This is a genomic window from Mycobacterium seoulense, from assembly GCF_010731595.1.
Classification (GTDB): Bacteria; Actinomycetota; Actinomycetes; order Mycobacteriales; family Mycobacteriaceae; genus Mycobacterium; species Mycobacterium seoulense.
Genome location: NZ_AP022582.1, coordinates 4,045,114 through 4,069,814, shown reverse-complemented (window position 1 = coordinate 4,069,814; position 24,701 = coordinate 4,045,114). Strand labels below are relative to the sequence as shown.

At 68.4% G+C, this 24,701-nt stretch carries 23 protein-coding genes, 3 tRNA genes and 1 pseudogene; 6 read left to right on the top strand and 21 right to left on the bottom strand.

Translation table 11 applies throughout. The features are described 5' to 3' along the window. Positions 1-21: 21 nt before the first annotated feature. The 9 genes from G6N37_RS18900 to G6N37_RS18860 all read right to left on the bottom strand — a co-directional run bounded on the left by G6N37_RS18900 (position 22) and on the right by G6N37_RS18860 (position 10,469). Positions 22-3,288, bottom strand: a complete 3,267-nt coding sequence (locus tag G6N37_RS18900) for an arabinosyltransferase domain-containing protein (RefSeq protein WP_163682719.1) — start codon at positions 3,286-3,288, stop codon at positions 22-24. A 10-nt stretch (positions 3,289-3,298) separates the two neighbouring features. Beyond that, positions 3,299-5,197 carry a galactan 5-O-arabinofuranosyltransferase gene (locus G6N37_RS18895; RefSeq protein WP_163682718.1) on the bottom strand — a complete coding sequence of 633 codons (1,899 nt, stop codon included), beginning with the start codon at positions 5,195-5,197 and terminating at the stop codon, positions 3,299-3,301. A gap of 2 nt (positions 5,198-5,199) precedes the next feature. Then, complete coding sequence (locus tag G6N37_RS18890) at positions 5,200-5,964, bottom strand: decaprenylphospho-beta-D-erythro-pentofuranosid-2-ulose 2-reductase (protein WP_163682715.1); 765 nt, start codon at positions 5,962-5,964, stop codon at positions 5,200-5,202. Positions 5,965-5,975: 11 nt separating this feature from the next. Then, a complete protein-coding gene (locus G6N37_RS18885; protein ID WP_163682714.1) occupies positions 5,976-7,367 on the bottom strand; it encodes an FAD-binding oxidoreductase in 1,392 nt (463 codons plus the stop codon). Positions 7,368-7,398: 31 nt separating this feature from the next. Continuing rightward, positions 7,399-7,827 carry a GtrA family protein gene (locus G6N37_RS18880; protein ID WP_232075093.1) on the bottom strand — a complete coding sequence of 143 codons (429 nt, stop codon included), beginning with the start codon at positions 7,825-7,827 and terminating at the stop codon, positions 7,399-7,401. 53 nt (positions 7,828-7,880) lie between these two features. Continuing rightward, a complete protein-coding gene (locus G6N37_RS18875) occupies positions 7,881-8,360 on the bottom strand; it encodes a GreA/GreB family elongation factor (RefSeq protein ID WP_163682712.1) in 480 nt (159 codons plus the stop codon). 128 nt (positions 8,361-8,488) lie between these two features. After that, complete coding sequence (locus G6N37_RS18870) at positions 8,489-9,628, bottom strand: SPFH domain-containing protein (RefSeq protein ID WP_163682710.1); 1,140 nt, start codon at positions 9,626-9,628, stop codon at positions 8,489-8,491. Between the two features lie 60 nt (positions 9,629-9,688). Continuing rightward, positions 9,689-9,904, bottom strand: coding sequence for a hypothetical protein (locus G6N37_RS18865; protein ID WP_163682708.1), 216 nt, complete (start codon positions 9,902-9,904; stop codon positions 9,689-9,691). 43 nt (positions 9,905-9,947) lie between these two features. Continuing rightward, positions 9,948-10,469, bottom strand: a complete 522-nt coding sequence (locus tag G6N37_RS18860; RefSeq protein ID WP_163682706.1) for a 6-carboxytetrahydropterin synthase — start codon at positions 10,467-10,469, stop codon at positions 9,948-9,950. A 67-nt stretch (positions 10,470-10,536) separates the two neighbouring features. On the opposite strand from G6N37_RS18860, the gene G6N37_RS18855 reads away from it, so the two are divergent. Further along, positions 10,537-10,896 (top strand): DUF732 domain-containing protein, encoded by a 360-nt coding sequence (locus tag G6N37_RS18855; RefSeq protein ID WP_163682704.1) that lies wholly within the window; start codon positions 10,537-10,539, stop codon positions 10,894-10,896. A gap of 12 nt (positions 10,897-10,908) precedes the next feature. Here G6N37_RS18855 and wzm read toward each other — a convergent pair whose 3' ends face one another. The 5 genes and pseudogenes from wzm to G6N37_RS18830 form a co-directional block, all read right to left on the bottom strand. Next, complete coding sequence (wzm, locus tag G6N37_RS18850; RefSeq protein WP_163682702.1) at positions 10,909-11,739, bottom strand: galactan export ABC transporter permease subunit Wzm/RfbD; 831 nt, start codon at positions 11,737-11,739, stop codon at positions 10,909-10,911. After that, positions 11,736-12,650: a galactofuranosyltransferase GlfT1 gene (glfT1, locus tag G6N37_RS18845; RefSeq protein ID WP_163682700.1), complete on the bottom strand. Its 915-nt coding sequence runs from the start codon at positions 12,648-12,650 to the stop codon at positions 11,736-11,738. Before glfT1 ends, wzm begins: the two co-directional genes overlap by 4 nt. Then, positions 12,643-13,470: a galactan export ABC transporter ATP-binding subunit Wzt/RfbE gene (gene wzt, locus G6N37_RS18840; protein ID WP_163682698.1), complete on the bottom strand. Its 828-nt coding sequence runs from the start codon at positions 13,468-13,470 to the stop codon at positions 12,643-12,645. Before wzt ends, glfT1 begins: the two co-directional genes overlap by 8 nt. An 11-nt stretch (positions 13,471-13,481) precedes the next feature. Beyond that, a pseudogene (locus tag G6N37_RS18835) lies at positions 13,482-13,999 on the bottom strand (bacterial proteasome activator family protein). 11 nt (positions 14,000-14,010) lie between these two features. Next, complete coding sequence (locus G6N37_RS18830; RefSeq protein ID WP_179961860.1) at positions 14,011-15,996, bottom strand: DUF6541 family protein; 1,986 nt, start codon at positions 15,994-15,996, stop codon at positions 14,011-14,013. 128 nt (positions 15,997-16,124) lie between these two features. Between G6N37_RS18830 and G6N37_RS18825 the strand changes: the two genes are divergently transcribed. Further along, on the top strand, positions 16,125-17,321 hold the full coding sequence (locus G6N37_RS18825; protein ID WP_163682696.1) for a cysteine desulfurase-like protein: 1,197 nt from the start codon (positions 16,125-16,127) through the stop codon (positions 17,319-17,321). A 4-nt stretch (positions 17,322-17,325) separates the two neighbouring features. Here the strand turns inward: G6N37_RS18825 and G6N37_RS18820 are convergent, their stop codons facing one another. Continuing rightward, positions 17,326-18,294: an NAD(P)H-quinone oxidoreductase gene (locus tag G6N37_RS18820; RefSeq protein ID WP_197745710.1), complete on the bottom strand. Its 969-nt coding sequence runs from the start codon at positions 18,292-18,294 to the stop codon at positions 17,326-17,328. A 37-nt stretch (positions 18,295-18,331) separates the two neighbouring features. Between G6N37_RS18820 and G6N37_RS18815 the strand changes: the two genes are divergently transcribed. Further along, positions 18,332-18,418, top strand: a tRNA-Ser gene (locus tag G6N37_RS18815). 174 nt (positions 18,419-18,592) lie between these two features. Here the strand turns inward: G6N37_RS18815 and G6N37_RS18810 are convergent. The 3 genes from G6N37_RS18810 to G6N37_RS18800 are packed head-to-tail and all read right to left on the bottom strand — an operon-like array spanning position 18,593 to position 20,905. Further along, entirely contained in the window at positions 18,593-18,784 is a 192-nt protein-coding gene (locus G6N37_RS18810) for a hypothetical protein (protein WP_055405523.1), read from the bottom strand. A gap of 29 nt (positions 18,785-18,813) precedes the next feature. Beyond that, positions 18,814-20,055, bottom strand: coding sequence for a lipase LipE (lipE, locus tag G6N37_RS18805; RefSeq protein ID WP_163682692.1), 1,242 nt, complete (start codon positions 20,053-20,055; stop codon positions 18,814-18,816). 25 nt (positions 20,056-20,080) lie between these two features. Then, the gene (locus tag G6N37_RS18800; protein ID WP_163682690.1) at positions 20,081-20,905 is read right to left on the bottom strand and encodes a crotonase/enoyl-CoA hydratase family protein; all 825 of its coding nucleotides are present in this window, start codon (positions 20,903-20,905) and stop codon (positions 20,081-20,083) included. A 23-nt stretch (positions 20,906-20,928) separates the two neighbouring features. Between G6N37_RS18800 and G6N37_RS18795 the strand changes: the two genes are divergently transcribed. Next, positions 20,929-21,513 carry a TIGR03086 family metal-binding protein gene (locus G6N37_RS18795; protein WP_174813849.1) on the top strand — a complete coding sequence of 195 codons (585 nt, stop codon included), beginning with the start codon at positions 20,929-20,931 and terminating at the stop codon, positions 21,511-21,513. A gap of 104 nt (positions 21,514-21,617) precedes the next feature. Here G6N37_RS18795 and G6N37_RS18790 read toward each other — a convergent pair whose 3' ends face one another. Further along, entirely contained in the window at positions 21,618-22,079 is a 462-nt protein-coding gene (locus G6N37_RS18790) for a DUF4334 domain-containing protein (RefSeq protein WP_163682685.1), read from the bottom strand. 11 nt (positions 22,080-22,090) lie between these two features. After that, positions 22,091-23,158, bottom strand: coding sequence for a histidinol-phosphate transaminase (gene hisC, locus G6N37_RS18785; RefSeq protein WP_163682683.1), 1,068 nt, complete (start codon positions 23,156-23,158; stop codon positions 22,091-22,093). 84 nt (positions 23,159-23,242) lie between these two features. Between hisC and G6N37_RS18780 the strand changes: the two genes are divergently transcribed. Continuing rightward, positions 23,243-23,331 (top strand) — tRNA-Ser (locus G6N37_RS18780). Positions 23,332-23,373: 42 nt separating this feature from the next. After that, positions 23,374-23,446 (top strand) — tRNA-Arg (locus G6N37_RS18775). A 32-nt stretch (positions 23,447-23,478) separates the two neighbouring features. Here G6N37_RS18775 and G6N37_RS18770 read toward each other — a convergent pair. Then, complete coding sequence (locus G6N37_RS18770) at positions 23,479-24,681, bottom strand: site-specific integrase (protein WP_163682681.1); 1,203 nt, start codon at positions 24,679-24,681, stop codon at positions 23,479-23,481. Positions 24,682-24,701: the final 20 nt, after the last annotated feature.

Sequence of the window (24,701 nt, the reverse complement as noted above, 5' to 3'; positions counted from 1 at the left end):
CGTCGAAGGCGAAGGCGCTGCTCAGGTCTTGCGCAGGGGCGCCGGGTTCCACAGGCCGCTGCGGGTGGCCGTTCCCAGCTGCAGACGGGCGGGCTGCGCGTCGGGGTAGTACGGCGTCAACCGTTGCAGCGAGCCCCAGTCGCGCGACCAGTCGTCCTTCAGATAAGTGGCCACCGTCGTCGGCTTCACCAGCAGTTCGGTCACCCCGAGCGGACCGCCGCCGTTGTTGTCCATCACCGGCGAATTGGCCTCGGCGCCGAAACGGTCCGGCAGGATGCGCCATTTCGGCGTCTCGTCGACGCCGTTCTGGTGGCCGAACGGCCGCTGGCACGGGAACGCCAGGCCGACCAGCCAGTCCAGGAACACCGGGTCTTTCGAGCCGACCACCTCTTGTAGCGTGCGCAGCTGAGGAATCCGCGGCGGTGTGAGCGCGATCCAGTGCTGGGGCGCCAGGTCTTCGTCGTCGGCGACCAACCGGATCTGGGTGGCGCTGCCGGGGATGGCCGACAGCGGCAGCCGCAAGTTCCGCCACGCCGGCGAGGCCCCCACGTCGGCGAACTGGAACGACCCACCGGGGTGTCCGCTCGCCGCTTCCTCGTCGGTGGCCCACTGGACCTGGACCTCGCGGGGGTCGAAGCGGCCGGCCGCGCTGACCACCAGCAGCGGCCGCGCCCGGTCGCGGGCCGGCAGCCGGTACCAGCCCGATCGCAGGTGGGCCGGCACCTGGATGCCCGGGCGCCAGCTGCCCAGGACCGGCGTGCGCGAGGGGTCCAGGTTGTAGGGCAGCTGGGCGACCGAACCGTTGATCCCCGGCGCCGGGGTGGTGCCCCCCTCGGTGCCGGCCTCGGCGCCGGTCACGAGCCGGTCGTCGTTGATGAAGCTGCGGTCACCCGGGCGCTCCATGACCGGGTCGGCGCGGACGTCGGCGGGAATGCCGTTGGGCGTGAAGGCTTCCGAGAGGCCCGCGCCGAGGGCACCGCCCACGGCGGCGCTCACCGGCGACAGCGCGCCGGTGTTGGGGTCCTGTTCCACCAGCACGTCCTCGGCCAGGCCGCAGGACTTGCCGGCCAGAGCCTGCAGGTTGGAGCGGCCCACCGACCACGCGGGGTACTGGGCCGTCATCGCCAGGGTCAGCGACGCCACCTCGAACACCACCAGCACCCACGTCGCAATTGCCAACGGGGACTGGACGATTCCCGCCACGCGTGCTCCGTAGCGGGTCTTGGGCGGCCCATCGTTTGGCGAGACGAAATGGAACCACGCCGCCAGCAGCAACACCAGGACGGTCAGCCCGAGCAGCGCGGTGGCGAAGGCGTAGTGCCACGCGGGGAACGAATTCGACCATGGCACACCGAAATTGGAGACATACCACCAGCCGTTGACGCTGGCGAACGACAGGGCGCACAGGAACAGCACCACGGCGGCGAACATGGTGCGGTTGCGCCGCGATCGCATCGCCGCGGCAGTCACGGCGACCGCGGCCAGCGCGCCCAGGGACCCGGCCAGGCCGGCGAACACCCCGAAGTGGTGGGTCCACTTGGTGGGAGTGAACATCATCGCGATGAACGAGATGATCGTGATCCCCACGATGCGGCGGCTCGGCCCGGCGGCCGTGCCCGGAATCCGGCCCTTGCGCAAGGACATTGCGACCGTGATGCCGAGCGCCAGCACCAGCGCCAGCACGGCGAAGCGGCGGGCGACCGAGCCGTCGGGGCTGGCCATGAACAGCCGCTCGTAGCGGATGTGTTCGTCGAACCAACTCAGGCTGGGCCCGACGGCGCGCTTGAGCATGCTGGCCTGCACCTCGCCGGCCAGGGTCTGGTCGCGGAAGATGAGGATGGCGGTGACGGTGGCCGCGGCCAGCAGGGGCGCGACCAGTGGCAGCGCGCCGAACCGTCTGGATCGGCGGTGCAGGATCGTCCGCAGCGGCCCGATCGCGACCAGCAGGGCGCCGATCGAGGCGATGCCCGTCGGCCCGGAGAACAGCGTCAGCGCACCGATGATGCAGGCGACCGCCACCGGCAGCAGCCGGCTGGTGGCCACCGCGCGTTCCACCGAGCACCAGGTCAGCAGGATGCCCAGCGCGATGATCGGCTCGGGCCTCAGGCCGTTGTTGAGCGGTAGCCACACGGCCAGGAACATGCCGGCCGCCGTCCACGCCGCACCACGATTCTGTTTGACGGCACGACCCAGGCGCGGCATGACTTCACGGCTGATCACCCACCAGCACGTCAGCGCCATGACCAGGGTGGGCAACCGCATCCAGATGCTGGCGGTGCTGACGTGGGCCCACAGCGCCAGCAGGTCGTAGTACCAGCCGAAGGGGGCCTCCGGCGTGCCGAACCAGCGGTAGTAGTTGGCCATGTAGCCGGCGTGCTCGGAGACCCGGGCCATGGTCAGGATGTAGCCGTCGTCGGAGGTGTTGGCGCCGACGAACTGCCACCACACCAGCACGGCGATGACCAGCGCGTCCAGCCCACTGACCGACCACCAGCGCGACGGCAGGAAACGGCGGTGCCGGGTGCCGTCGGCGGTGTCGAGCAGGTGCAGCGCGACCAGGGCGGCGGCGGTCAGCACCACCCCGAGGATCATCGCGGCCATCTTCAGCTGGGTGGGGCTGCTGCTGTAGCGGGTGTCGATGGTCGCCGAGAAACTCAGGCCCGGCGGGGCCGGCCCGCTGAGATCGGTGAACACGCCGACGATCTGTGGCCGGAAGTCGTAGCCGCTCTTCTCGCCGCGCAGCGGCGAGCCGGGGTGCTCGGCGTTGGGTCCCTGGGTCAGACCGACGAACTCGGCGGTGACCTTCTCGGCGTGCGCGGTGAAGGTCAACCGCTGGCAGGCCGGGCTGAGCACCTGGCTCAGCGGCGCGGTCACCACCGCGACGTTGCGCACCACCACCACCAGGTAGTCGTTGGCGCGCTGGATGAGCAGCCCGCGGTCGACGGCCTTGGGGGCCTGCTTGGGCACCGTCGACAGCAGCACCGTCTTGCCGGCGTTCTGCGGGCCGGCCAGCCCGGCGGCGGCCTGGCACGGCACGGTGACGTTGAGGTCGGTCGCCACGTACCCGATCAGCGGCGCGTCGACGCTCTCGAACGTGCCGTTCTGCGGCCAGTTGAGCTGCGCGGTGGTCTGGTTGACCGGCAGGAGCGGCGTGGCGATGGCCAGCAGGGCCCCCAGCAGCCCGGCGACGGTAGCAACCCACCGGGTGATCCGGTGGTTGGCTCCCGTGTCGGTCACGGTGCTAGATGCTAGTTCTTCGACGCTCGGCGGCGAGGTGTCGGTGCTCATCGGCGGCTTGTCAGTGGCCCGCCGGGGGCTTGCGGATGGCGACCACGAACGGGCCGGCGCTGTGCACGACGAACTGGGGGCTGTCGAAGAGGGCGGCCCGCAGGTCGACGGTGTAGCGACGGACGTTGGGCTGGTTGGGATACACGTCCTCGGCCAGCCGCAGCGTGTAGTTGCCGTTCGCCCCGCGGCGCATGAGGAAAACCGTCGGTGGCGGCCAGGGACAGGTGTCGAGCGCGTGGAGGAGTTCGTCGGCCGACTTGAGCTTGGACCATTTGTTGATCTGGGCGGCCCGCAGGTCGAACTGCGCCAGCGGGTTGGCGTAGTGCGACGTCAGTCCCTGAAATCCCCAATAGGGATACAAGGACAGGAAGCTGTAGTCGGCGGTCATCACCACGGTCTGGTCGCGGGGCCTGCCGGTCACGGTCGCGATGGCGTGGTCGACGTCGGGGTAGAACTTCTCCGAGCTCGGCGGGCGCCGGTCGCCGCGCTGGCCGTTGCCGTCGGTGTCGGTGTAGGCGATGGTGAGGTCCGGGCGCAGCACGTCGGGAATGTCCTGGCTGAACGCGATCGCAGCGGCCAGGCCGACGGCCCCCGCGACGGGCAGTGTCGCCTTTTCCCAGGCCTGGCCCCGGGCGGACAGCGCCCGCACCGCCTCGATGAAACCGAACGCCCCGGCGGCCACCAGCAGCACGGTCAGGGTGGGCTGGAGCCGGAACGAGAGCAGCGTGGTGCGCGCCAGCGTCGTCATCATCGACAGCAGCGACCACAGGTAGATGGCCAGCACGCCGATGGCCAGGGCGCCGGCCCGCACCGACGACCGGGCACGCACCACCAGCCACAGCGCGCCCAGCAGGCAAATCGCGCCCAGCAGGGAGAACTGCAGCATCGGGAAGGTCAGCTCGGCGCCGTCGGCGGGCAGGTAGTGGAAGGCGCTGCCGCTGTTGCTGACCGGGCTGGTCGCCACCCGCAACGCGAACGGCAGCCAGGTGGTGCTCGCGATGGCCGCGGCGATGACGGCGATGACGGCCAGCCGGCGCAGCGGATCCAACGCGGCCCTGATGCCGCCAGCCCCCCTGTTCTGCTGCCAGCGCGCGCCGGCCAGCAGCAGCGCCATCACCGACATCGTGAAGGCGCTGAAGCCGAACAGCAGCGTGTACCAGGTGGCCGCGAAGCCGAGGAACAGCCCGCCTCCGATCACCGCGGCCCAACCGCCCCGCTCGCCCGCGCGCAGCCCCGACCAGGTCAGCACCAGCACCGGCGGCAGCAGGACGGTGATCATCGCCGAGTAGGGCTCCGGTGAGCCGTAGGCCAGGGTCGCGGCGGCGGTGGCGGTCGTCACGATCAACGCGTGCTCGAAGCGGACCATCCGCCACCACAGCACCAGGGCGACGGCGACAGCGACGGCGATCGAGGTGACGGCCCATGGCTTGTAGATCTCCCAGGCCGGCGTTCCGCTCAGCGCGGCGGCCCGCCCGCCGATCCAGAACCAGCCCGGCGGGTAGAACGGCGGCAGCCCGATGTAGGTCATGTCGCGCAGGGCCGGGCTGTCGGCGAGCCGAGTGAGGTACTCGGTGCGGAATTGCTGGTCGACGGAGATGCCGAACAGGTACAGCTTGGTCGCGCCCAGCGGCATGCCCAGCGTCACGACGGTGAACGCGGAGACGAACACCAACCCGCCCAGCTGGGCCGCCCACCGATACCGGCCGGAGCGTCCCCATGCCCAGCCCACGGCCACCAGGCCGGCCAGGCAGCCGACCTGGCCCACGGTGGTCAGCGCGTGCAGTTGGTTGGACGACGGGAACGCCGGCCACTGCACCCGGGAGATGGCCACGAGCGAGATCGCGGCGACGACGACGGCCACCGCAACCGCCAGAGCCATCTGGCCCAGGGCGGCCAGCGCGTTACGCATGATCAGATTGGCAGCTTGCGGAACACGCTCCGCGGGATGTGTCGCAACACCATCATCACGTAACGGAATGCTGCTGGCGCCCAAACCAATTCCTTACCCTTTGCGGCCGCGGTCACCGCGAGGTTGGCGACGTATTCCTTGTCTACGGTGAGCGGGGCCTCCTTGACGTGGGCGCTCATCCTGGTACGCACCTGACCCGGGCGGATCACCAGAACGCGAACCCCGTACTCGCGCAACGCTTCTCCGAGGCCCAGATAGAAGCCGTCCAGTCCGGCCTTGGTGGAGCCGTAGACGAAGTTGGACCGCCGCACCCGCTCTCCGGCCGCCGAGCTCATGGCGATGATCTGGCCGAAGCCCTGGGCGCGCATCTTCTCACCGAGCAGCACCCCCACCGAAACCGCGGCGGTGTAGTTGATCTCGGCCGCCAACACGGCCTTGTGCTGGTCCTGCCACAGCTCCTCGGCGTCGCCGAGGATGCCGAAGGCGACGATCGCCACGTCGACGTCGCCATGGGCAAACGCCTGATCGATCATCTTCGGATGGCTGTCGGGATCGGTGGCTTCGAAGTCGATCAGCTCCACCGACCGCGCGCCCGCCGCCTTCATCTGGGCGACGGCGGCGTCGCGCCCCGGATCGTCGGGCATGGCGGCCAGCACGATCCGGGCGTGTGCGTTCTGCAGGTAGCGCTCGCAGATCGCCAGCCCGATCTCCGAGGTGCCGCCGAGCAGCAGGATCGTCTGCGGATTTCCCACGGCATCTAAAACCATTGGCGCACCATTTACAACAGCTCCAAACGTCGGGCCATGTCCGAGGCGAACACCCCGGAGGGATCCACCTTGCGGCGCACCGCGATCCACTCGTCGATGCGCGGGTACATGGCGTGGAAGGTCTCGGCGCTGGTCCGGGAATCCTTGGCGGTGTAGACACGGCCGCCGAATTCCAGTACGCGCCGGTCGAGTTCGTTGAGGAACTCGTTGATGCCGGGCTTGTTGGGGAAGTCCATGGCGACGTTCCACCCGGCCATGGGGAAGCTCAGCGGCGCGCGGTTGCCCGGGCCGAACAGTTTGAAGACGTTCAGCGCCGAGTAGTGGCCGCGGGTCTGGATCCAGCGGATGATGGCCTTGAATTCGTCCATCGCGTCCGGCGGGACCAGGAACTGGTGTTGGGCGAAACCCATTGGGCCATAGGCGTTGTTCCAGCCGCTGACCAGGTCGAGCATGTGGTAGAACTGCGACAGGTTCATGATCTTGCCGGTGTAGGTGCCGCCCAGCCGGTAGTACACCTCGCCGATGGCCATGAAGGACAGCTTGTTCATGGCGCTGACCGGAAAGACGTTCGGCACCGTCAACAGTTGCGGCGCATCGAATTTCAGCGGGTTCTTGGCCAGCTTGGTGGGCAGCTGGTCCAGCTTGGCCAAACTGCCGCGGCTAACCGCGGCCCGGCCCAGCTTGGGTGGCGGACTGATCAGGTCGAACCAGGCGCTGGAGTACGTGTAGTTGGCCTCGCTGCCGTCGAGGTGAACGGCGACCGTCTCGTCGAGATCCTTGGTGGCCACGCCGTCGGCGATGAAGTACGCCGTCTCCGTCGGCGTCATCTCGACGGTCGCGCGCAGGACGATCCCGGTCAGGCCGTTGCCGCCGACGGTGACCCAGAACAGCTCGGCGTCCTCACCGTCGGGGGTGACGGTGCGGACGGTGCCGTCGGCCATCAGCAGGTCCATCGAGCGCACGTGGTTGCCGAAGCTGCCGGCGCTGTGGTGGTTCTTGCCGTGGATGTCGCAGGCGATCGCGCCGCCGACGGTGACCTGGCGCGTGCCCGGCAGCACCGGAACCCACAGCCCGAAGGGCAGCGCGGCTTTCATCAGCTGGTCCAGGCTGACGCCGGCGTCGACGTCGACCAACCGGGTGTCGGCGCTGATCGAGTGGATGCGATTGAGGCCGGTCATGTCGATCACCAGGCCGCCGCCGTTTTGCGCGTTGTCGCCGTAGGAGCGGCCCAGCCCGCGCGCGATGACGCCCCGCCCGTTCGGCCCGCCGGATTCGGCCACCCGCGCGACGGCCTTGGCGATCGCCTCCGGATCGCGGGTCGAGAGCACCTCGGCCACCGACGGCGCGGTGCGGCCAAAGCCGGTCAGCCGGGTGGGGGTGGTCGAAGCCTCGGTGCTCAACATCGTCAAAGAGGGTACCGCTTGCGCCGGTGGCTCAGCGGATGCGGAAGATAACGGCTCGCTGGACGACGAAGTTGATCACGGTCGCGGTGCCCTGCGCGATCACGAACGCGACGGGTATCGCCCACCCGCGGTACTGCAACAGCGCGAGGCACACATGGTTGAGCCCGACCTGCACGGCGAAGGTGATGCCGTAGAGGATCATGACGGCGACGAAGCGCGCGGTGCTCGGGGTGGCCTGGAACGTCCACCGGCGGTTGATCAGGTAGGCGGTGATGGTGCCGACGACGAAGCTGACGGCCTTGGCGAGGTCGACCTGGACGCCCACCGCCTGGTACAGCACCAGGTAGAGGCCGAAGTCAACGATCCCCGCCAGGCCGCCGGTGACGACGAACCGCGTCACCTGTGTCGTCAGACTCAACTGCGGGCTGGGCGGCGCGGCATCGGGCAGCGGGGCAACCATTGGGGGGAGTCTAACCGGGCCGCCGGAACGGGCGGGGGCGCGGCGGGGGCGCGTCAGCGGGGGAGTTTGACCGCTATCAGCTCGACCTGATCCTCGCCCTGCGGCGTCGAGTAGGTCACCGTGTCGCCCGCCTTGTGTCCGGCCAGGGCCTGGGCCAATGGGCTGCGCGCGGTCAACGTTTCACCTTCCCGGCCGACCGGCGTCTCTTCCACGATCGAGATGACGTGCATCGTGACCACTTCACCGTCGGAGAACCGCAGGGTGACCTCGGTGCCGCCGGGCAGCGTCTCCGATTCGTCGGACCGCGACGGCCCGGTCCGCAGCCGGCGGTCCAACTCGTTGATCCGGTCGCTGAGCCCGACCAGCTCCTCGGCGCGCTGGATCGCCTCGGCGGCGTCGCCGTGATCGCCCACCATGCCGCGGTCGTTCCTGACCTCGACATCGAGGCGGTCCCGCCGCTGCCGTAGCCGCTCCAGCTCCGCGGCGAGGTTCTCCCGCGCAGCGTCCGCCGCTGATTGGACCTTCTTGCTCACGTCGATGGACCTTTCGCCCGGTTTGCACAGGTGGGTGGCGTTCCAGTGTTGCACCACGGCGAGACGCCCGCCACCATTATCCGGCAAGCGTTCGCCCCGTTGCCGAACCGGTATCCGCGCCGGCCGGCTCAGCGGGCGGCCGAGCCGGCTTCGGAGTTGGTGGCGATCGGCGGTGCGGCGTCCTCGTCGTCGTAGTAGTCGACGGTGCCGCGCAGGGCGTCGAAGATGGCCCGGCCCTGCGCGACGAGGCCGCTGGCCACCTCGGTAAGCCCTTCGGCCCCGTTGAGCACGGTCACGTTCGCGTTGGCGAGCCCCCGGGCGGCCTTCTCCACGATCTCGGGCAGCTGGTCGATCAGCGCCTTGTCCAGCGCCACCCGGTCGTGCGACGCCGCCGCCTCGGCCAGGATCTTCATCTTCTCCGCGTCCGCGATCGCCAGGATCCGGACGCGTTCGGCGTCGGCCTCGGCGGGTTTGACCACCTCGGCGACCAGTTCCTGTTGGCGCAGCTCGGCGGCGCGCTCGGCCAGCTCGGTACGCATCTGCAGCACCTCGCGCTGGGCCTGGGCCTCGGCCAACGGCCCGGCCTGGGCGGCCTGCGCCTGCGCCGTGTCGACCTCGGCCTTGTATTGCGCCTTGACGATGGCGGTTTGACGGGCGAATTCGGCCTGCTTGCGTTGCGACTCCTGCTCGGCTTCGGCGGCCGCCTGGTTGGCCTGCGCCTGGGCGATCTGCGCCTGCTGCTGGATCGCGACGTTGTGCGGGGCCGACATCGCCTCGATGTAGCCGAGCCCGTCGTCGTCGATGGACTGGATTTGCAGGGCGTCGACGGTGAGGCCGATGCGGGCCATCTCCTCCTTGGAACCGTCGAGGACCTCGGTCGCCAGCTTCTGGCGCTCCCGGATGATCTGCTCGACGGTCATCGAGCCGATGATCGAGCGCAGGTGCCCGGCGAAGATGCGCCCGGTCAGCACGGACATCTGGTCCTGCTCGGACAGGAATCGTTGCGCGGCACTGATGATGCTCTCCGTGTCGTTGCCGACCTTGAACGCGATCACCGCCCGGACGTTGAGGGTGATGCCCTGCTGGGTCACGCACTTCTCGGCCACCTCCGCCTCACACATCGCCAGGGTGAGGAATCGAGCCTTGCGGAAGAGCGGCAGGATGAAGGCGCCGTGGCCGGTCACGACGCGAAACGGCGCGTTGCCTTTGGTTCGGCCGCCGGAGATGAGCATCGCCTCGTCGGGCGCGGGCACCTTGTAACCGAGCATGGGAACTCCTTTTCGGGGTTTCGCTGTTGTAGCCCGGCCGATCCGGGCCGTCAATTCAGATCAGGCGAGGCCCTGCCAGGGCTCGACGACCACCGTCCTGGCCCCCCTGATGTCGACCACAAGCACTTCGGCGCCCTTCGGCAGGGGACTGTCCGACCATGCCAGGAACGTCTCCTTGGCGCCCCGCACGGTGACGAGCACCTCCCCGGCGCCGCGGTCGCCGCGGGTTGCCACCGTCAGCATCCCGACACAGCCGATTGCCGAGGCATCGCTCACGAACGCATACTCCCGCATCGGCAATGTGGGCGTCGTGTTTCGTCTAAACGGGTCCCGCCGTGAGCGTGATGACGTTGTTGCGGCTTTCCCGCGCCTTGATCCGGGACACCCAGACCCGGCCGCCGGTCGCCGGCCCGACGATGTTCTCGACCGTCTCGAACGTCCAGGCGGCCGTGCCCGCCATGCCGGTGTCGTCCATGATCCGCAGGTCGATGACACCCCGGTCGGCCAGCAACTCGAACAGGTCTCGCTGCGGGTCGTCGACGGCGATCAGCGTCGTGTGGTCGAACTGGTCACGCAGTGCCGTGTTGACCTCGTCGAGGGTGCCCTCGCCGATCACCGCGTCGGTGCCGGCTTCGGTTTCGGCGCAAGCGAACTCGATGTCGAAGGCCCGCTCGTAGCCGTGCAGGAAGAAGCGCTTGCCCTGATTGGCCCACGAGCGGTGGCAGCAGGGCAGGTTGTCGAACAACCTGCGCAGGTGGAATCTGGCGGTGCGGCCCGGCGGCGCGTCGGCGCGATGCACGGTGGCCACGCGGACGCCGTCGAGGAAGATGGTGTTGCGCATGGGCCCAGCGTCCGGGGCGGGCCTCGGAGGATCCTCAACGGATTCTTGGAGGCCTATCGTTGGTGATATGAACGTCGGTCCCGCGAAGTGGTCGACACTCGGAGCGGCCGTGCTCTGCGTCGCGCTCGTTTATCCGGCGCCCGCGTCGGCGGACCCGGCCGACGACGCCTTCCTGGGCGCCCTGGCGGCTAACGGGATCGTCTTGGGCGATCCCACCGCGATCGCGATGGCCCACAGCGTCTGCTCCAGGCTCGACAGGAACCAGAGATCGAGCGTCGTGGTGATGAAGGTGATGAAGGAGACCAACCTGCCGGCGCGACAAGCCGGGTTCTTCGTCGGCCTTTCCGTGTCCGCCTACTGCCCGCAATACAAGGGGCAGACCGACGGTTCGTTGGACTGGCTGAATCCGTTGCCCCCGCTCATGTGACCCACCGCCGGGCTACACCCAGTACGGCACCCGGGCGCGGTATTGCCGCATCGCGAACGCCGCCAGCACCCAGCCGACGGCCGTGAGCGCCCCCACCACGGCCCAGTGCCGCAGCTCCTGGTGGGCACCCAGCAGTGGGGCGCGAACGATGTCGAGATAGTGCAGCAGCGGGTTGAGTTCGACGATCTTCGACCACCGTCCGGCGCCCTGCTGCCGCAAGGTGTCGTCGTTCCAGATGATCGGCGTCATGAAGAACAGCAACTGCACGACCGAGAACAGCAGCGGACCGATGTCGCGGTAGCGGGTCGCCAGGATCCCGAAACACAGTGACACCCAAATGCAATTGAGCACGATCAGCGCCAGCGCGGGAATCACCGACAGGTCCGCCCACGACCACGGCTTGGGAAAGATGAAGGCGATGACGACGTAGATGACGATGTTGTGCGCGAACAAGATCATCTGCCGCCACACCAGCCGGTAGACGTGCACGCTCAGGGGTGTCGGCAATTGCTTGATCAGTCCCTCGTTGGCGACGAAGACGTCGGCGCCCTCGAGGATCGCGGCGTTGATCAGGTTCCAGATGATCAGGCCGAGCGTGACGTAGGGCAGGTGCACGGAGAGTTCGAGGTGGAACAGCTTGGAGTACAGGCCACCCATGGCGACGGCGGTGGTTCCGGTCGCGATGGTGATCCAGAACGGCCCCAGCACCGAGCGACGGTAGCGCTGCTTGATGTCCTGCCAGCCCAGGTGCAGCCACAGCTCGTGCCGACGGAAACCGGCGACCAGGTCGCCCCGGGCCCGGGTGAAGGTCCGCGACTGGGCCGCGGCGTCGAGAAAGGTCACCGATGTCCTCCAGGCTTGCCGAATTGCTCGCGACGTCCCAAGCGGCGCAACCGAATCCACTCGGCCAGCCCCTTGGGGTCGCGGCGGGTCACCAGGAAGTACCAGCCGAACCGAACCCACTCCTGGACCAGCAGCTTGCGCAGGCCCGGTTGGGACAACAGGTAGCCGCGGTTGCGATAGGTGTAGAACCGCTTGGCCGGGTCGTCGGGGTATTGGGTGTGCATGCGACCGCCCAGGATCGGCCGGAATTCTTCCGACCCGCAGGGGTGCAGGTAGATCGCGTCCAGGCAGGTGCCGAACGGCAAGCCCGACCGCGCCAGGCGCCGGTGCAGCTCGACTTCGTCGCCGCGGATGAACAGCCGCAAGTCGGGGACGCCGACGGCTTCCAGCGTGGCCGCCCGGAACAGCGCGCCGTTGAACAACGACGCTATCCCGGGCAGCAGGTCCTGTTCCGCCTCGGTGCGCAATTCGGTTGCGCGCCTGCGCCATACCAGGCCACGGCGCAACGGGAACGCCAGCCGCTCCGGGTCGTCGGCGTTGCACACCATCGGCGACACCTCGGCCAGGTTGTGCTTCTGGGCGCACGCCAGCAAAGTGGCCAGCACGTGCGAGTCCTGCGGCCGCCCGTCGTCGTCGGCCAGCCACACCCAATCGGCGCCCCGCGCCAGCGCGTGCAACATCCCCAGCGCGAAACCGCCTGCGCCGCCCAGGTTTCGGCGGGAGGCCAGGTAGGTGGTCGGGATCGGCTGACCGGCCACCAGATCGCCCACCCGGCCGTCGCCGGGGCCGTCGTTGTCGACCACGATGAGGTGGTCGGGCAACCGGGTCTGGCTGCTCAGGGTGCCCAGCGACTTGGCCAGCTCGTCGGGGCGCCGGTGGGTGACGACCACGGCGACGACGGATTCACTCATCCCCGGATGCTCTTCGCGCCAGTGGCTGGTCGGCGGCCGTCTCGGCCAGCACCTCGCGCACGTGCCTCGCCGCGTCCTCACCCTCGTAGGCGCGCACCACGTCTTCGATCCCGCCGGACATGCGGATGACTCCGTGGTCGATCCACATCGCGGTCTTGCACAGCCGGGCGAGGAATTCGTTGGAATGGCTGGCGAAAACCAGGATTCCGGAGCGCTCCACCAGGCTCTGCAGCCGGGACTGAGCCTTCTTCATGAAGTCGGCGTCGACCGCGCCCAGGCCCTCGTCGAGCAGCAGGATCTCGGGGTCGATGCTGGTGACCACGCCCATCGCCAGCCGCACCCGCATCCCGGTGGAGTACGTCCGCAGCGGCATCGACAGGTAGTCACCCAGCTCGGTGAACTCGGCGATCTCGTCCACCTTGGCCATCATCTGCTTTCGGGTCTGCCCCAAGAACAGCCCGCGGATGATGATGTTCTCGTAACCGGAGATCTCCGGGTCCATCCCGACTCCGAGATCGAAGATCGGCGCGACCCGGCCGGTGACCTTCGCCCAGCCGCGGGTGGGCTCGTAGATGCCCGAAAGCAGCCGCAGCAGAGTCGATTTCCCGGCGCCGTTGTGGCCCACCAGGCCGACCCGGTCGCCGAGCTCGAGCGACATGGTGATGTCGCGCAGCGCCTCGACGACGACCACGTTGGAGCTGTTGCGCCCGATCGTGCCGCCCGCCTTGCCCAGGAAGGCTTTCTTCAGGGAGCGCGACTTCGCGTCGAAAATGGGAAATTCCACCCACGCGTTGTGCGTCTCGATGTGAGGACCCGCCACCGTGTTTCGCTTTACAGGTACTGACCGTGCCCGGACCCGCCCGGCTTGCCGACGCCGGGGGGAAGCGCGCCCTGGCGCATGTTCTCCAGCTGCGCGCGGGCGGCCATCTGCTGGGCGAACAACGCCGTCTGGATGCCGTGAAACAGCCCTTCCAGCCAGCCGACCAATTGGGCCTGGGCGATACGCAATTCGGCGTCGGACGGTGCCGAGTCCTCGCTGAACGGCAGGGTGAGGCGGTCGAGTTCTTCGCGCAGTTCCGGCGCCAGGCCCTCTTCTAGCTCGCGGATGCTGGTGGCGTGGATCTCACGCAGGCGGTTGCGGCTGGCCTCGTCGAGCGGGGCCGCGCGCACCTCCTCGAGCAGCTGCTTGATCATCGTCCCGATGCGCATCACCTTGGCGGGCTGCTCAACCAGGTCGGTCAGGGAGCGCTCGTCGGAGTCGTCCTCCGTTACCGCCGTGGTCCGCGGGTCGACGCCGCCGATGATCTCGATGCCATCGTCGTCGTTGGGGGTACTCAATCCATCACCATCCTTTTGCGGACTAAGAGTGCGGCGCCGCGCCGTTTCCGCGCCATTCGTAGATTCGGGCTCCACCATTGTCGTAGATCAGCGCCCACGACTTCGATTTATCCAGTGACACTAGTCCGTCGGGTACGGCGAATCCCCGGACCGTCGGCGTGCTGGTGTAGATGTACCGGATATTGAGCGCTTTGATCGCCTCGACCACCCGCGGATCGGAGTCGCCCCTGCGGGCGTAGGCCCAGAAGTTGTACCGGTTGGGGCCGGGCCCCATCTGCTGCGGGTAGTCGTAGTGGGTCCACAGCGGGTGCAGGTCGGCGACGGCGTACATCCACGCGGTGCCGTCGGTGTTGGCGTTGCCGATCACGGTGTCGTGCGCGCCGGGCAGCGTGGCCAGGTAGGCCATGGCCATCAGGTCGCGTTGGTCGATCATCACCGAGTCGTACTTGTCGCCGAACAAGACGAGGTGCCGATAGAAGTAGTGGCGGGCGGTGAACACGGTCGTCGCCACCAGCAGGACCGCCGTGGCGGCGGTCCAGACCGGCGCGGGTAACGGTTTGAATCGGCCGGCGACCCGTTTGGCGCCGGCCACCACCACCATGACGATCATGAACAACGCCACCCCGGCCATCGGTTCCAGCAGCAGGGTGATCGCGGCCGAGATCCGGCGCGGGTCCTTGTAGAAGAACTCCCCGAACGCACCGGCTATCGCGCCGATCGGCCCGCCGAGCGGCGTTCCCGCGTCGACGTCGACCACCACGAGCAACCCCCAGAGCGCCAGCGGCCACCAGATCCTCTTGTAGGCGAAGATGATTCCGCCCACGATCGCCAGCGTCATCAGCCCGTACTGGTACGGGAAGTCGTTGAGGTGGCGGGAGTGCTGGAAGACTGCGTCCCACACCCCCCGCTTCTTGCTGAGCTTGGTCAGGAACGAGTGCCCGGCGATGATGTCTTCCTGTTGCCGCACGCTGATGAACTGCGGCAACAGGATCAGCGCGGTGCCGAGCGCCACGCCGGCGATCGTCACGGCGTCGGCGACGCGACCGCGGACCGGGTGCCACAACACATCCAGCAACCACCAGGCGACGACAACCAGGACGACGATGAACCCGCCGGTCAGGTGGACCGACATCACCCCCACGAAGGCCAGCACGGCGGCCGGGATGCGGTCGCGGTGGCGCAGGGTCGAGGCGATCAGCACGAAGGTCGGCACGGCGACCCCGTAGGCCGCCAGGTTGGGCATCGCGGCGACGCCGAACTCGACGTAGGGGAGGGCGGTGAACGACACCGACAGCGCGGCGGTGGTGGCGGCCGCGACGGCGGTGCGCCATTCGCACCAGTGCGGGCGTAGCAGCCGCCAGGCCAGCATGGCCGCGCTGGTGGGGAACAGCCAGACCGAGGCCGCCACCGCGTTCAACGTGTAACCGGTGGTGGGCGCCGCCCCGGTGAGCTGACAGAACACCGCCGTCAGGGCGTGGAACACCGACGGGTAGTACAGCGTCTGGTGCGTTTCGACGTTGCGCAGCTCACCCATGTGGGTGGACGACGCCTGTCCGGTGTCGAGGATGAACCGCACCTCGTTGGCGTGCCAGACGGCGTCCCAGGTGCTGGGGACGGTCTGCCAGTGGGCGGCCAGGCCGCGGTAGGCGGCCCACATGATCAGCAGGGCGCCCAGCAGCACCCCGGCCGCCACCAGGAGCGCAGGCCCGCGGCCGATCCCGCGGGCCCCTTCTTGTCCGGGGGCCTCGGTGTCGCGGTAGCGGGCGAGCAGCAGCTGCAGCACGGTCATCACCAGGCACAGCGCGGCCAGCGTGGCCAGCGCGGTCCAGCCGTTCCAGGGGATTCCGACCGCACCGAACGGGATGATGGCCAGAGCGACCGTGCCGTAGGTCAGCGCTGGGCCCACCGCGACCGCGATGGGCCAACTCAGCTGACTGACACGCGCGATGATCGCTCCGGGCGCTATCAGCAAAAACAATGCGATCAGCGTTCCGAACCAGAGCCCCACTCGACTAGTATGGCTGGCCGGGTGTCCTGCCTCGGGGAGCCACCGGCGGGTTGGAACTGCTCGAGCGATTCCGGGCACCCGCTACCGTCGCAGTTTCGCGGAAATGCGCAAGCTCTAAGGTGGCTGGCATGGCTTACGACGTCGCCCGGGTGCGCGGACTGCATCCGTCGCTGGGTGACGGGTGGGTGCACTTCGACGCGCCCGCCGGAATGCTCATCCCCGATTCCGTCGCGACCACCGTGTCGACGGCCTTCCGCAGATCCAGCGCTACCACGGTCGGCGCGCACCCGTCCGCGCAGCGCAGCGCCGCCATCTTGGAGGCGGCGCGGGCGGCGGTGGCCGACCTGTTCAACGTGGACCCGGCGGGCGTGGTGCTGGGGGCCGACCGCGCGATCCTGCTGTCGGCGCTGGCCGAGGCGTCGTCTTCGCGGGCGGGCCTGGGCTACGAGGTGATCGTCAGCCGCCTGGACGACGAGGCGAACATCGCCCCGTGGCTGCGGGCGGCGCACCGCTACGGCGCCAAGGTCAAGTGGGCCGAGATCGACATCGAGACCGGCGAGCTGCCGACCTGGCAGTGGGAGGGCTTGGTCGGGAAGTCGACGCGGCTGGTGGCCGTCTCCTCCGCGTCCGCGGCGCTGGGCACGGTCACCGACCTGCGCGCGATGACCAAGCTGGTGCACGACGTGGGCGGGCTGGTGGTGGTCGACCATTCCGCCGCCGCGCCGTATCGGTTGCTCGACGTGAAGGAAACCGACGCCGACGTGGTGGCGGTGAACGCGCTGGCGTGGGGTGGTCCGCCGATCGGCGCGGTGGTGTTCCGCGATCCGGCGCTGGTCAATTCGTTCGGCTCCATCTCGACCGACCCGAAGGCGACCGGCGCCGCGCGTCTCGAGATCGGCGCGCACCAGTTCGGTCTGCTCGCCGGCGTGGTGGCCAGCATCGAGTACCTGGCGGCGCTCGACGAGTCGGCCCGCGGGGCCCGCCGCGAACGCCTGTCGGTGTCGATGCAATCGGCCGCCTTGTATATGAACCGGATCTTCGATTACCTGATGGTGTCGTTGCGGTCGCTGCCGTTGGTCATGGTGATCGGCCGCCCGGAGGTCAGGATTCCGGTGGTCAGCTTCGCCCTGAACGGCGTGCCCGCCGAACGGGTGGTGCAGCGGTTGGCGGACAACGGGATCCTGGCCGTCACCAACGAGAATTCCCGCGCCCTGGACGTGTTGGGCGTCAACGACGTCGGCGGGGCGGTGACCGTCGGACTGGCGCACTATTCGACGACGGCCGAGGTCGACCAGTTGGTGCGCGCGCTGGCGTCCCTGGGCTGAACGGCTAGACCGTCAGGACGATCTTTCCGGTCACCTTGCTCGACGTCAGCCGTTGGTGCGCCTCGCCCGCCTGCTGGATCGGCATGCGGGCGCCGATGATCGGCCGGACGCGGCCCTCGGCGATCATCGGCCACACCGAGCCGATCACCGCCTGCACGATTTCCGTCTTGCTGTTCGGCCCGGTGACCGGCCGCGCCCGCAACGTGGTGCCGATGACCCGCGCGCGCTTGGCCAGCAGCTTGCCGATGTTGAGCTCGCCCTTGATGCCGCCCTGCATGCCGATGATGACCAGCTGACCGTCGGTGGCCAGGGCGTCGATATTGCGGTCCAGGTAGGCCGCGCCCATGATGTCGAGGATCAGGTCGGCGCCGCCGCTTTCTTGCAGCCGCGCCACGAAATCCTCGTCGCGGTAGTTGATGGTGATCTCGGCGCCGAGCTCGCGGCAGAATTCCAGCTTCTCCGCCGAGCCGGCCGTGACGGCCACGCGGGCGCCCAGCGCCCGCGCGACCTGAATCGCGTGGGTTCCGATGCCGCTGGCGCCGCCGTGCACCAGCAGCAACTGGCCCTTGCCCAGGTGGGCGGTCAGCACCAGGTTGGACCACACCGTGCAGGCCACTTCCGGCAGCCCGGCCGCGTCGACGAGGTCGACGCCGTCGGGGATCGGCATCACCTGACCGGCGGGAACGGCCACGTACTCGGCGTATCCGCCGCCCGCCAGCAGCGCGCAAACCCGTTGTCCGGCGGACCAATCCGTCACGCCCGGACCGGTTTCGGCGACGACACCGGACACTTCCATGCCGATGATGTCGCTGGCGCCCGGCGGCGGCGGATAGTTGCCGGCGGCCTGCAGCACATCGGCGCGGTTCACCCCGGCCGCGGCGACCTTGATCAACACCTCGCCGGCCCCGGCGGACGCGTCCGGCACGTCTTGCCAGGAAAGCTGATCGGAGGATTCGGCGACGATGGCGCGCATGGTGGCCACGCTACCGATCCCCGTTACCCTTAGCAGCGGTGGCGTGGCAGAGCGGCCTAATGCACTCGCCTTGAAAGCGAGAGACGGCTAACACCGTCCGGGGGTTCAAATCCCTCCGCCACCGCGCATGTCACTGGTGCGGCTGCGCCTCGTCATCCACGCTGTGGCGCCCTGTCTTTCGAGTCCTTCCTTCAGCGCGCGCCATTTGAGCTCGAGCTGAGCCCCGGCGTCGTGAGCAGCTCGCGGAAACGTTGAGAGTCCATGTCTTTCGGGTGCCGGCTGGTCCGGACGCAAAACCCTAGTAGCTGCGGTCGCCTTCGCTGTCGTCGAAGAAGCGCCACTCACCGTCGGCTTCGACCTCCATGCGCCAGCCCAGTTCGTTGCCCTCGACCGCCTCGTCGGCGAACCACGCATGCGCCTTGTCGGCGCTTTCGATGTCCTTGGTCGCGACGACGTCGCCCTTGGGGTTGAGCACTCGGTAGGTAGCCATGCCGGCAGTGTTCCCACCGGCGGGCGCCCTCAATCGGTGGGCATCTCGGCGGCGATGGTGTCCATCAGGGCGGTGTAGCGCTTGGCTTCCGGGTCGCGCCCGGGCTTGCCGCTGCTGATGACCCCGGCGGCCAGACCGCGGGCGGGGTCGGCCCAGATCGCGATGTTGACCAGGCCGAGATTGCCGAAAGCGTTGGGCGCGTGCAGCCCGAACGGCCCCCATCGGTCCGTCCCGAGGATGAATCCGGTGCCCCACCGGGCCGGTTGCAGCCCGACCGCGAAATCCGGCCGCAACCGCCGGCATTGTTTGACCGCGCCGTACATCGTCTCCGGGCTCACCACCCGCACGCCGTCGAGATTGCCACCGCGACGCCAGATTTCGGCGAACCGGGACATCTCGTTGGCGGTCGACACCGTGTTGGACGACGGGATGATCGTGGTGAGGAACAGCGGGGTGTTGGTGATCGGGATCATCTCGTGCACGGTTCCGCCGATCGCCTTGCGGAAGATCTGGGCGATCACCGGCGGCAACGGGCGCCCCGTCGCGTGGCTGGGCGCGACCAGGGGCAGGTCCTCTTTGGCGACACCGAAGTTCGTCCACCGGAAGCCGAGCGGGTCGAGGATCTCGGTGGCCAGGATTTCGCGGATTTCCTTGCCGGTGGCGGCGTAGACGAGCTCGCGAACGAGCGGGCCCCAGGTCAGCGCGTGGTAGATGTGCACCAGCCCCGGCCGGTAGAGCGGGCGCAGCTCGCCCAGCTTCTGCTGCGCGTATTCATGGTCGTCCGCGCGTTTGACGTCCGGCTTGGGTCCGGTGGGGAAGGGCAGCCCCGCGCTGTGGGTCATCACGTGCCGGATGGTGATCCGATGCTTCCCATGACTGGTGAACGTGGGGATGTAGTCGCAGACGCGGTCGTCGAGCGAGAAGACGCCGCGCTCGACGAGCATGTGCACCACGGTCGCGGCCATGCCCTTGGCCGCCGAATAGACGCAGAACGGCGTGTCGGTCGTGACGGGGATCTTCTCGGCGTCGGGCGGGTCGCTCGGGGCGTTGCCCCAGCCGTGGCCGATCGCGCGGTTGAGCACGACGCGCCCGTGCCGGCGGATGCACAGCTGGATCGCGGGATGGAAGCCGGCCCGGTACCAGTGCCGGGCGGCGCCCCAGATCCGGTCGACGGCGGCGCTGTCGATCTCGGTGTGGTCCTCGTCGCCGATCGTCGTCACGGCGTCCAAGTCGGCAGGGACGCGGATCTTGCCGTCTGGTGTCGTCGTCACCTCAGCGAGGGTACGTGGCCCCGGATCACTCCCCGGTGAACCGCGGGGGACGCTTCTCGAAGGTCGCCGCGATGCCCTCGGTCAGGTCCTTCGAGGGCAAGAAGGCGGCGTTCCAGGCGGCGACGTAGCGCAGGCTCTCCGCCACCGCGGCGGTGCGCTGCTGGTCGAGGACGTCCTTGACGCCCTGCACCGTCAGCGGCGGGTTGGCGGCGATCTCCGCCGCGGTCGCGTGCGCGGCGGCCAGCGCGGCCTCGGCGTCGTCGTAGACGTCGTTGACCAGACCGATCTTCTCGGCCCGGGCCGCGTCGATGTCCTTGCCGGTCAGCGCCAGCTCCCGCAGGTGTCCGTCGCCCAGGATCATCGGCAGGCGGGCCAGGCTGCCGACGTCGGCGACGATCGCCAGCTTGACCTCGCGCACCGAGAATTTGGCGTCGGCGCTCGCGTAGCGGATGTCGACCGCGGAGATCAGGTCGACCCCGCCGCCGATGCACCAGCCGTGCACCGACGCGATCGTCGGGGTGCGGCAGTCGGCGACCGCGGTGATCGCGCCCTGCATGCGCTTGATCTCGCGGTGGAAGACCGCGCGCGGGCCGGCCAGCGCGTCGCCGGACAGCAGCGGTGTGAACGAGCCGCCCATCGCGGGCACGTCCAGGCCGTAGCTGAAGTTCTTGCCCGAACCGGTCAGGACGATGGCCCGCACCTCGGGGTCGGCGTCCAGCGCCGCGAACAGCTCCGGCATCTCCGACCAGAACGCCGGACCCATCGCGTTGCCTTTGCCCGGCCCGATCAGCGTCACCTGCGCGACGTGATCTTTGGTTTCGACCGTGACGGATTCGTATGCTTGCGCCATATCGAGACCGTAGCGTGGCAATCATGGCTCCTGATTTGCGGCCCGGCCCACATTCCCCACCCACCGACGAACTGCACAGCGCCGAGGACACGCTCGGGGTGTTGCAGCGGGTGCTGCACACCATCGCGGCCGACGACCTGTCCCGGCAGACGCCGTGCAGTGAGTTCGACGTGGCGCAGCTGACCGATCATCTGCTGAAGTCGATCACCGCCCTGGGCGGCATGGTGGGCGCGGACATTCCCGGGCCCACCGAAGGCGATTCGGTGGAAGGCCAGGTGATCGCGGCGGCCCGGCCCGCGCTGGACGCCTGGCACCGCCGCGGCCTCGACGGGTCCGTGCCGTTCGGCAAGGGCGAGATGCCCGCGAAGGACGCGTGCGCCGTCTTGTCGATCGAATTCCTGGTCCACGCCTGGGATTACGCGGCCGCCGTGGGGCACGAGCTCAACGCTCCCGAGCCGCTGTCCGAGTACGTGTTGGGGCTGGCCCGCCACATCATCAGGCCGGAGTTCCGTGGCGGCGCCGGGTTCGACGACACGGTCGACGTGCCCGAGGAGGCCGGTGCGCTTGAGCAGTTGGTCGCGTTCACCGGCCGCAACCCGGGCCGCTAGCGCTTGTTGCTGAGGTTGAGTGTGAAGCTATGGCGGCCGCACCCGGCGTGTCGCCGCCCTAAGAGCACACTCGAAGCCGTGAGCTCACACTCGACGCCCCGCCGCTACACCCGCTCGAGGTAGAAGTAGTAGTACCGGCCGTTGTCCCGGACGCCCTTGCCGTTCATGATGCCCATCACGGCGTCGTCGTCGATCTTCTTGAAGTGGTCGTGCACCGGCTGGCCGTCGTAGACCATCGTCGCGGTGACCTCCCCGCGGAACTCTTCGAGCCACAGGCTGGCCTCGCCCTTGCCCAGCTCGACGTTCGAGAACTTGTTGCCGTCGGCGTCGACGCAGACCAGCGGCTGCACGTCCCGAGGCGACGTGAAGGTCTTGCCGAACCAGCCGGCCTTTTCCAGCTGGCCGTTCATCCGGTGGCCGGTGCGGAATTCGCCGCCCTTCCACTCGCCCAGCATCCCCTCGATCGTCGCCGGCTCGAGGCTCGCCCAGAAGTCGTCGAGCTCCGTGTCGGGGATCTCGCCGCCGCGCTCCTTGAACTCGGTGAACTGTTTGCGCGCCAAGTCCAATGGACTGCTCCTTACGGTTCGGTGCGGGAAATCCAGTCGCATGCGAAGTGCAGCAGGGCGTCATTCTCCTCCACCGCGCCGATGGTGACGCGCACCCCCTCGCCGGCGAACGGTCGCACCACCAATCGTGCGTCGGCGGCCTGCTCGGTGAAGTCGGTGGTACGAGAACCCAGCGGCAGCCAGATGAAGTTGGCCTGCGACGGCGGCAGGGTGAATCCGGCGTCGCGCAACCCGGCGCTGACGCGGGTGCGCTCGGCGACCAGTGCGTCGGTGCGCGCCATCAGCTCGTCGGACGCCTCCAGCGACGCGATGGCGGCCGCCTGGGCGACGTTGGTCACGGCGAACGGCATGACGACCTTGTCCAGCGCGGTGATCAGGTCCGGGTGACCGATCGCATAGCCGACCCGCAGGCCCGCGAGCCCGTAGGCCTTCGAAAAGGTCCGCAGCACAACGACGTTGCTGCGGGATAGGGCGAGCTCCAAGCTGTTGGGCAGCATGCCGTCGCGGATGTATTCGACGTAGGCCTCGTCGATGGCGATCAGGATCTGCGGCGGCACGGCCTCGACGAAACGGGCCAGGGCTTCCGGATCCACCACGGTCGACGTCGGGTTGTTCGGATTGCAGACGAAGATCAGCCGGGTGCGATCGGTGATCGCGGCGAGCATGGCGTCGAGGTCGTGGGTGTGGTCCGTCAGCGGCACCTTGACCGCGTTCGCGCCGGACACCTGGACGATGGGCAGGTAGCACTCGAAACTGCGCCAACCCATCAGCACCTCGTCGCCGGCCGCGGAGGTAATCTGCACCAACTGCTGGCACAGGCTGACCGAACCGCTGCCGACCGCGATGTGCTCGGGTGCCACCGAGGAACCCAAGTGCATGGCCAGCGCCGCCTTGAGCTCGACGCTGGCGTTGTCCGGGTAACGGTTGACGACCGCGACGGCGCGCTCGATCGCCGCGTGCACGCTGGGCAGCGGACCGTATACGGTCTCGTTGCTGGCCAGTTTGATGGAGCCCGGCACGTTCTTGCCGGGGACATAGACTGGCAGTCCGACCAGTTCGGGACGCAGGCGGGCGGTCACTTCGACAGTTTATGTCGCGGATGTGTACGCTATGGCCGGTTCCGCGAGACCGGAAAGGGGTCGGGTACCCTCAAACAGTCCAAGGGAGGCGTGCCAGAGCGGCCGAATGGGGCTCACTGCTAATGAGTTGTCCCCCTCAAAGGGGACCGGAGGTTCAAATCCTCTCGCCTCCGCTGTGTCCTTAAGCGGAACACACGCAAGACAACTGAACACCGGCGCCCGTAGCTCAACGGATAGAGCATCTGACTACGGATCAGAAGGTTGGGGGTTCGAATCCCTTCGGGCGCGCTCATTACCAGCGAAAATAGGTTGCCGTGTTATCAGGCGCCAGCGGAGTTGTCACGGATTGTCACAACTCGCGCCAAACTCTGCGCGCCGTCGGCCAGCGCGTTGGGCTGCGAGTGCACATAGGTTCGCATCGTGAAAGCCACGTCGGCGTGGCCGAGCCAGGCCGCGATCACTGCCGCCGGGACGCCCTGCAGATGCATCGTGGTGCCGCAGGTATGCCGAGCGTCGTGCAGCCGGATCCGAGGCACACCGGCCGCGGCGACGGCGTTGGCCCACATCTTGGACAGCGTGTCGGGGTGATACGGCTGCCCGGCTTCGTTGCACACCACGTAACCGAGGTCAGCGTAAGCAGTGCCGAGTGTCAGCTTTTCGGAGGCCTGCCGTTTTTTCGCCGCTTTCAACTCGACCAGCAGTGGGTCTGGGATGGGAAGTACGCGGTGGGAGTCTTCCGATTTGGCCTCATCCTGCTCGACGGCCTTGCCGTCGACACTGATTCGGGTCGGGCCAATGGTTAGCGTCTTGGCCTTGAAATCGATGTTGCTCCAGCGCAGGCCGCCGATCTCGCCGCGACGCAGCCCGGATAGCGCCAGATGCCAGGCGTGGCGGTTGCGGTCCTCTCGGATCGCTCGCAGCACGCGCTCCACTTGCATGGGTGTGTAGGTGGCGAACTTCTTCGGCTTGCCAGCCACCCTGTCGACGTGAGCCACGACGTTACGGACCAATGTCCCGTCGTTCACGAGCTGATCGAGCACCTGTGACAGTGTGCCGAGCAAGTAGTTGCAGGAACGCGCGCTCCAAGGTCGCCGCTTTGTCCTGTCGGCGCGGGCCACCTGTCCGTCGCGCAGCCGTGTTACAAGCTCATTGACGTCGCGGCGGGTGAGCTTCTGTACCGGCAGATGACCGAGTTCGGCGCGTACAGGCGCGAGCACCCCGTCATATCCTGACTTGGTCTTGGGCTTGATGCCATGCCGTGACAGCAGCCAGTTCGCGCACGCTTCCTCCACAGTGAGGGCGGAGGGATGCACGTAGGTACCCTTCGCCACTTCGCCGCGGATCTCGTCGAGCGCGTCACGCGCGTCCCGTTCGGTTGCATAGCGCTTGCGCAACTGCTTCCGCTTTCCGTCGGGAGTGCCGACATCGACGGTGAGCTGGTAGCGGACGACGGGCCGTCCGCCGGCGCGGCGGGCAAGTTCAATGCGTTTGATCTGCGAAGGCAGTTGGCGGCGCTCAACCATCGCTCACACCGCACACTTAG

Coding starts and splice junctions, on each gene's coding strand:
- G6N37_RS18890 (WP_163682715.1), bottom strand. CDS start 5,964: ATGGTTTTAGATGCCGTGGGAAATCCGCAGACGATCCTGCTGCTCGGC.
- G6N37_RS18895 (WP_163682718.1), bottom strand. CDS start 5,197: ATGCGTAACGCGCTGGCCGCCCTGGGCCAGATGGCTCTGGCGGTTGCG.
- G6N37_RS18870 (WP_163682710.1), bottom strand. CDS start 9,628: ATGCTCGGTTACAAGGTGCCCGCGCCCGACGAGGCGATGCTCATCTCC.
- G6N37_RS18795 (WP_174813849.1), top strand. CDS start 20,929: ATGGCTCCTGATTTGCGGCCCGGCCCACATTCCCCACCCACCGACGAA.
- G6N37_RS18900 (WP_163682719.1), bottom strand. CDS start 3,288: ATGAGCACCGACACCTCGCCGCCGAGCGTCGAAGAACTAGCATCTAGC.
- G6N37_RS18825 (WP_163682696.1), top strand. CDS start 16,125: ATGGCTTACGACGTCGCCCGGGTGCGCGGACTGCATCCGTCGCTGGGT.
- G6N37_RS18810 (WP_055405523.1), bottom strand. CDS start 18,784: ATGGCTACCTACCGAGTGCTCAACCCCAAGGGCGACGTCGTCGCGACC.
- glfT1 (WP_163682700.1), bottom strand. CDS start 12,650: ATGAGTGAATCCGTCGTCGCCGTGGTCGTCACCCACCGGCGCCCCGAC.
- G6N37_RS18800 (WP_163682690.1), bottom strand. CDS start 20,905: ATGGCGCAAGCATACGAATCCGTCACGGTCGAAACCAAAGATCACGTC.
- G6N37_RS18855 (WP_163682704.1), top strand. CDS start 10,537: ATGAACGTCGGTCCCGCGAAGTGGTCGACACTCGGAGCGGCCGTGCTC.
- G6N37_RS18860 (WP_163682706.1), bottom strand. CDS start 10,469: ATGCGCAACACCATCTTCCTCGACGGCGTCCGCGTGGCCACCGTGCAT.
- G6N37_RS18820 (WP_197745710.1), bottom strand. CDS start 18,294: ATGCGCGCCATCGTCGCCGAATCCTCCGATCAGCTTTCCTGGCAAGAC.
- G6N37_RS18885 (WP_163682714.1), bottom strand. CDS start 7,367: ATGTTGAGCACCGAGGCTTCGACCACCCCCACCCGGCTGACCGGCTTT.
- G6N37_RS18880 (WP_232075093.1), bottom strand. CDS start 7,827: ATGGTTGCCCCGCTGCCCGATGCCGCGCCGCCCAGCCCGCAGTTGAGT.
- G6N37_RS18770 (WP_163682681.1), bottom strand. CDS start 24,681: ATGGTTGAGCGCCGCCAACTGCCTTCGCAGATCAAACGCATTGAACTT.